Annotated in this window: 4 protein-coding genes; all 4 read left to right on the top strand. The window is 71.4% G+C overall.

Going from position 1 to position 6988, the window contains the following annotated elements:
• Window positions 1-26: 26 nt before the first annotated feature.
• The 4 genes from I8E28_RS20500 to I8E28_RS20485 are packed head-to-tail and all read left to right on the top strand — an operon-like array spanning window position 27 to window position 6983.
• Window positions 27-902 carry a SapC family protein gene (locus I8E28_RS20500; protein WP_200790141.1) on the top strand — a complete coding sequence of 292 codons (876 nt, stop codon included), beginning with the start codon at window positions 27-29 and terminating at the stop codon, window positions 900-902.
• 57 nt (window positions 903-959) lie between these two features.
• The gene (locus I8E28_RS20495) at window positions 960-2810 is read left to right on the top strand and encodes a GAF domain-containing protein (RefSeq protein ID WP_200790138.1); all 1851 of its coding nucleotides are present in this window, start codon (window positions 960-962) and stop codon (window positions 2808-2810) included.
• A gap of 14 nt (window positions 2811-2824) precedes the next feature.
• Window positions 2825-4978 (top strand): zinc metalloprotease, encoded by a 2154-nt coding sequence (locus tag I8E28_RS20490; RefSeq protein WP_200790135.1) that lies wholly within the window; start codon window positions 2825-2827, stop codon window positions 4976-4978.
• The gene (locus tag I8E28_RS20485; RefSeq protein WP_200790132.1) at window positions 4971-6983 is read left to right on the top strand and encodes a preprotein translocase subunit SecA; all 2013 of its coding nucleotides are present in this window, start codon (window positions 4971-4973) and stop codon (window positions 6981-6983) included. Before I8E28_RS20490 ends, I8E28_RS20485 begins: the two co-directional genes overlap by 8 nt.
• The last annotated feature ends 5 nt before the right edge of the window (window positions 6984-6988 follow it).

Below are 6988 nucleotides of genomic sequence, written 5' to 3'. Positions count from 1 at the left end.
ACGCCAAAGCACGAGAGGTCCTTCGCATGTCCACGCAGTTGCTGATCTACGAAACCGCGGTGCCCGTCTCCAGCGGCCGGCATGGCAAGGCCTGCATCGAGCCGGGGCGGGGCCACGCCTTCGCACGCAAGGCGAACTCCGTGCCGCTGATGGCGGTCGAGTTCCCGCAGGCGGCGGCGGAATACGCGATCGTGTTCGCGCAGGCCGGCGACGACGTGGTGCCGGTGGTGATCCTCGGTGCACGCCAGGGGGAGAACCTGTACCTGGGCACCGACGACGCCTGGTCGGCGAAGTACCTGCCCGCGTTCGTGCGCCGCTACCCGTTCGTGTTCTCGGGCTCGGCCGACGGCAAGACCTTCACGCTGTGCGTCGACGAGGCCTACCAGGGCCTCAACTACCAGGGCCGCGGGCAGCCGCTGTTCACCGAGGACGGCAAGCAGACGCCCTTCGTGGACAACGTGCTGAAGTTCCTGCAGGAATACCGCACCCAGTTCCTGCGCACCAAGGCCTTCGCGCGCAAGCTCGCGGAGCACCAGCTGCTGGAGCCGATGCAGGCGCAGTTCACCGTCACGGGCGGCACCAAGCTGTCGCTCGGGGGCTTCATGGCCGTCAACCGGCAGAAGCTCAAGCAACTGCCGGCCGACGTGCTCGCGCAACTCGCCGCCACCGACGAACTCGAGCTGATCTACCTGCACCTGCAGTCCATGCGCAACTTCGACGTGGTCAAGGACCGCCTGGTCTCGGCGCTGGCCCCCACCGACACGGCGCCCGCGACCGCGGTCACCGACCCCGGCAATGCCTTGGGCGAAGGCGCGGCGGACGGCAAGGCATCCGACGACAAGCCGGCGGCCAAGGCTGGCAAGAAGGCCACCCGCAGCGACCAGGGTGCGACGGCCAACTGAGATGCCGTTGCTGTTGCATGACCCGGGCCGGGCTCGCGCGCCGGCCCGGTCCGTTCCGTGACCGCCGCTTCGATCTACTCGCTCACCGAAGGCAGCCATGCCAAGGTGGAGGCGGCGGCCTGGGCCCGCTTCGCGGCGCCGGGCGACGCATCCGAGTTCTGCGCGAGCTGGCTGTCCATCCTGTGCTCCCAGGTCGACCGCGTCACCGGCGCGGTCGTGCTGCTGGAAGCCGCGGAAGCGGGCAGCTTCGTGCCGGCGGCGACGTGGCCGGACGCCAGCCACAGCGTGGTGCACCTGGGCCTCGTCGCGGAAGCCACGCTGAAGGAACGGCGCGGCATCGTGCATCCCGCCGAGGGGGCGCTCGCCACCCACGTCGGCTATCCGATCGAAGTCGATGGCCGCCTGCACGGGGCGGTGGTGCTCGACATCAAGCCGCGGCCCGATCCCGACGTGCAGCGCGTGCTGCGCCAGGTGCACTGGGGCAGCGCCTGGCTGCTGGACCAGTTCCGGCGCCAGGCGCAACACCAGGAGCGTGAACGTTCGACGCGCCTGGCCGCCGCCAACGAGGTGCTCGCCACCGCGCTGCAGGAGGACGAGGCCAAGGCGTGCGCGCTCGCCGTCGCCAACGACCTGGCCACGCGCCTGGGATGCGAGCGCGTCGCCCTCGGCTTCACGCGCAACGAGAGCTGCCATGTCGCCGCGATCTCGCACACCTCCAGCTTCGACGAGCGCAGCGACTTCGTGCGCCAGCTCGCCGAGGCGATGGACGAAGTGCTCGACCTCGAGCAGGCCATGGTCCATCCGCCGCTGCAGCAGGACGCCATCGGCGGGCTGGCGCACGCGGCCCTGTCGTCCGCGCGCGGTGACACCGGCGTGCTGTCGGTCGCCCTGGCCGACGACCGCGTGCCGGTGGGCGTGCTCACGCTCGAGCGCACGCGCGACCGCCCGTTCGGCGCCGCGGACCTCGCGCTGTGCGAGGCCATCGGCCTGCTGCTCGGCCCGGTCCTCGCGCTCAAGCTGCGCCAGGATCGCCCGTGGTGGCAGCGCTGGCTGGACGCGGGGCGCACCGGCGCGACAGCCTTGTTCGGTCCGCGCCATCCCGGCCTCAAGCTCGTGGCCGCCACGCTCGCCGCGGTCGTGGTCCTGCTGGCCGTCGTGGACGCGCCGTACCGCGTGACGGCCAAGGTCGTCATCGAAGGCACGGTGCAGCGGTCGATCGTCGCGCCGTTCCAGGGCTACGTGGCCGACAGCGCCGTGCGCGCCGGCGACAAGGTGCGGCAAGGCCAGGTGCTGGCCCGCCTGGACGATCGCGACCTCCGCCTCGAGCGCACTCGCTGGGCGTCCGAAGCCGAGCAGATGCAGCGCCGCTACCGGGCCGCCGCGGCCGCCCAGGATCGCGCGGCGATGACGGTTGCCGCCGCGCAGGAGGAGCAGGCCAATGCGCAGCTCGCGCTGGTCGAGGAGCGCCTGGCCCGTGCACGCCTGGTGGCGCCGTTCGACGGGCAGGTCGTCGCCGGTGACCTCAGCCAGATGCTGGGCTCGCCCGTGGAGCAGGGCAAGGTGCTGTTCGAGATCGCGCCGCTGGATTCCTATCGCGTGATCCTGAACGTCGACGAGCGGGACGTCGGCGACGTGGCACCGGGCCAGCACGGCGAGATCGTGCTGGCCGGCATGCCGTTCGACCGGCTGCCGTTCACCGTCAACCAGCTCACGCCGATCTCCAGCGCCCAGGACGGCCGCAACCTGTTCCGGGTGGAGGCACGCCTCGACGCAAAGGCCTCGGTGCGCCTGCGTCCGGGCATGGAAGGCGTGGGCAAGGTCGAGGCCGGCGAGCGCCGGCTGGCCTGGATCTGGACCCACAGCTTCGTGGAGTGGCTCCAGCTCGCTCTCTGGCGCTGGATGTACTGAGCCCGGGGCCGGCCGTGGGCGAATCGCTGCTGTCCAATTCCTGGTACCGGGTCGCGCATCTGCAGCCGCGCCTGCGCAGCCACGCGCGGCTGCACCGCATGCGCTACCGCGGTGCGCTGTGGTACCTGCTGCAGGACCCGGTGTCCAACCGCGTGCACCGGTTCACGCCGGCCGCCCGCTTCCTCATCGCGGCCATGGACGGCCGGCGCACGGTGCAGCAACTGTGGGAGCTGGCGAACCGGCAACTGGGTGAGAACGCGCCCACGCAGGACGATGTCATCCACCTGCTCGGGCAGCTGCACGCAGCCGACCTGCTGCAGAGCGACGCGATGCCGGACGTCACTGAATTGTTCGAGCGCGGCCGCCAGCAGGAGCGCGCGATGCGCCGGCGCTCGTACCTGAACCCGATGGCGCTGCGAGTGCACCTGTGGGACCCGGATGCGCTGCTCAACCGGCTCAAGCCGGCCATCGACGTGCTCTGGAGCCGGTGGGGCGCGCTGGCATGGCTCGCCGTGGTGCTGCCGGCGCTGCTGCTGGTCGCGCCGCACTGGGACCAGCTGACCAACAACTTCTCCGACCGGGTGCTGGCCACCGACAACCTGCTGATGCTGTGGGTCGTGTTCCCGCTGATCAAGGCCCTGCACGAGTTCGGCCACGGCGCGGCCACCAAGCGCGGTGGCGGCGAGGTGCACGACCTGGGCGTGGTCATGCTGGTGATGATCCCGGTGCCGTACGTGGAAGCGTCGGCGGCCACCGTGTTCCGGTCCAAGCTGCACCGCGCCATCGTCGCCGCGTCCGGCATGGGCGTCGAACTGTTCATCGCGGCGCTGTCGTTCTACCTGTGGCTGCTGGTGGAGCCGTCCGCGTTCCGTGCGGCGCTGTTCAACGTGATGCTGGTGGCCGGCGTGTCGACGCTGGTGTTCAACGGCAACCCGCTGCTGCGGTACGACGCGTACTACATCCTGTCGGACCTGCTGGAGATGCCCAACCTGGCGCAACGTGCGGCCCGGTACTGGGGCTACCTGGTGCAGCGACACGCCTTCGGGGCGACCGAAGTCACCACCGCCGAAGCACACTGGCGCGACAAGGCGTGGCTGATTGCCTATGGCCTGCTGTCGACCATCTACCGCGTGATGGTCACGATGGCCATCGCGGTCTTCATCGCCAACGAGTTCTTCTTCATCGGCGTCGTGCTCGCGCTGTGGGCGGTGGCGTCGATGGTGGTGCTGCCGGTGGTCAAGGCCATCCGCCACGTGGCCGCCAACCCGCAGTTGCGCACGCGCCGGCGACGCGTGATGACGGTCACGGGCGGCGCGCTGGCCGCCGCCGTGCTGCTGCTCTTCGTGGTTCCCGCACCGTTCCGCACCGTCGTGGAAGGCGTGGCGTGGCTGCCGGAAACGTCCATGGTGCGCACCGGCCAGGACGGCTTCGTCGAGCGCCTGGTCGCCCAACCCGGCGCGCGCGTGCGCACCGGCGACGTGCTGGTCGAGGTCCGCAACCCGGTGCTCGAGGCGCAGCACCGCGTCACGCGCGCCAAGGTGGCCGAGCTCGAGGCCACTTACCTGTCGCTGCTGCAGTCCGACCGCGCGCAGGCCGCCATCGCCCGCGACCAGCTCGCCGCCGAAGAGGCCGCGCTGGCGGCGGCCAGCCAGAAGCTCGGGCAACTCACGCTGCGTGCGCAGGCCGACGGCGTCTTCATGGCCAACAAGCCGCAGGACTTGCCCGGCCGCCACTTCCGCCAGGGTGACCTGGTGGCCTATGTCGTCGCCAGGCCCCAGCTCGTGGCGCGCGTGGTCGCCACGCAGGACTCAGTCGATGCCGTCCGCGAGTCGCGCAAGGACGTGCAGGTGCGCCTGGCCCACCTGCCCAACGTCGTGTGGCACGGCAAGCTCGAGCGCGAGGTGCCGGGCGGCGAGGAATACCTGCCCAGCAAGGTGCTGTCGGTCGAGGGTGGCGGCAAGCTGGCCGTCGACGCCCGGGACGCCAAGGGCCCCAAGACGCTGGAACGCACGTTCCAGTTCGACGTTGCCGTCGCCGCGGGCCAGAACCCGCCGCCCTTCTTCTTCGGCGAACGCGTGCACGCGCGCTTCGAGCACGCCCCCGAGCCGATCGGCCTGCAGTGGCTGCGCCAGGCGCGGCGTCTCTTCCTGTCGCAGTTCCATGTCTAGCCAGGCCGCGCTGTTCCGATCCATCCCGCTCGCGGGCGGCCGCCCCTACGTCGAGCGCGCCGACGAGGAGCCGGGCTGGCACGACCGCCTGGCGCTGTCGCTGGACGGCGCTGTGCTGTCGCCGCTGCGCACGCGCGTGGCCGGCTGGCGCGGCGAACTGCAGCGCGTGGTCGAAGCCACCGATCGTGCGGAGCAGGCCCTGCGCACGCTGCCCGACGAGCAGCTGCGCGAGCACGCTCGCGGGCTGCGCGCCAGGCTGCGTCGACAGGGGCTCACGCTCGCCAACGTGGCCGACAGCTTCGCCGTCGTGCGCTGCGCGGCCGAGCGCACGCTCGGCCAACGCCACTACGACAGCCAGCTGATGGCCGGCTACACCCTGCTGCGCGGGCGGCTGGCGGAGATGGCCACCGGCGAGGGCAAGACCTTCGCCGCAACGCTGCCGGCGTGCACCATGGCCCTGGCTGGCTACCCGGTGCACGTCATCACCGTCAACGACTACCTCGCGCAGCGAGACGCCGACAAGATGCGGCCGCTGTACGCGTTCTTCGGCCTCGACGTGGGCGTGGTGGTGCAGGGCATGGAGCGCCCCGACCGCCGGCGCGCGTACGCGCTGCCCATCACCTACGCCACCAACAAGGAGCTGGCGTTCGACTACCTGCGCGATCGCGTCGCGGTGCAGGGGCGCGGGAGCCGGCTGCACCACACGCTACAGCGCCTGGCGGGCCAGCCGGATTCGGGCGAGGGCACCGTGCTGCGCGGCCTGTACTTCGCCATCGTCGACGAGGCCGACAGCGTGTTCGTCGACGAGGCGCGCACGCCGCTGATCCTGTCGGCCAGCACCGACGGCGCCGAGGATGCGAAGCACGGCGCACTGGCGCTGGAGATCGCGCGCACCCTCGACGAGGGCGAGCACTACCGCGTGCGCGCGGACGAGCGCGCCGTCACGCTCACCGAGCTGGGCCGCGCGCGCGTCGAGTTGGCCGCGCGCGAGCGCACCGGCCCGTGGACGTCGGTGCGCGGGCGCGAGGAGATGGTGCGGCAGGCGCTCAGCGCGCTGCATCTGTACGTGCGCGACCAGCAGTACGTGGTGCTGGACGGGAAGGTGCAGATCGTCGACGAATCCACCGGCCGCCTGATGCCCGACCGGTCCTGGGAGCGCGGCCTGCACCAGATGATCGAATTGAAGGAAAGCGTGCCGCCCACCGCGCGGCGCGAGACGCTGGCGCGCCTGACGTACCAGCGCCTCTTCCGCCGCTACCTGCATCTGTCGGGCATGACCGGCACCGCCGCCGAGGCGGCTGAGGAGATGCGATCCGTCTACGGCCTGGACATGGCGCGCATCCCGTTGCACCGCCCCTCGCGCCGCATCGAGCTGCCCGCGGTGCTGTGCGCCACGCTGGCGCAGAAGTGGCGGTGCGTGGCCGACCAGGCACAGCAGCTTGCGGCGCAAGGGCGCGCCGTGCTGATCGGCACACGGTCGGTGCAGGCGTCGGAGGAGATCAGCGCCTTGCTGCGCGAGCGAGGCCTGGACCACGCGCTGCTCAACGCGAAGCAGGACGCCGACGAGGCGGCTGTGATCGCCGCCGCGGGACAGGCCGGCCGCATCACGGTGGCCACCAACATGGCGGGCCGTGGCACCGACATCGAACTCGATCCGGACGTCGAGCAGCGCGGCGGCCTGCACGTCATCCTCACCGAGTACCACGACACGGCCCGCGTCGACCGGCAACTGGTCGGCCGCTGCGCACGCCAGGGCGACCCGGGCAGTTGCATTGCCATCGTGTCGCTGGAGGACGAGATCTTCCAGGTGCAGGCGCCCTGGGCCACGGCGCTCGTCCAGCGCTGCGCCGCCACCGGCCACCGCGTGCCTGCCGTGGTCCACCACGCCCTGCGCGCGCTGGCGCAGTGGTCGTCCGAACGGCGGCAGGCGGCCATCCGCGTGCAGAACCTCAAGCAGGACCGCCAGCTCCACAAGGTGCTGGCCTTCTCCGGGAAAGGCGAATGACCTCC

The sequence above is a fragment of the Ramlibacter algicola genome (assembly GCF_016641735.1).
Taxonomy (GTDB): domain Bacteria; phylum Pseudomonadota; class Gammaproteobacteria; order Burkholderiales; family Burkholderiaceae_C; genus Ramlibacter; species Ramlibacter algicola.
The sequence above is the reverse complement of the archived record's forward strand: the minus strand, read 5'-3'. Positions and strand labels throughout refer to the sequence as shown.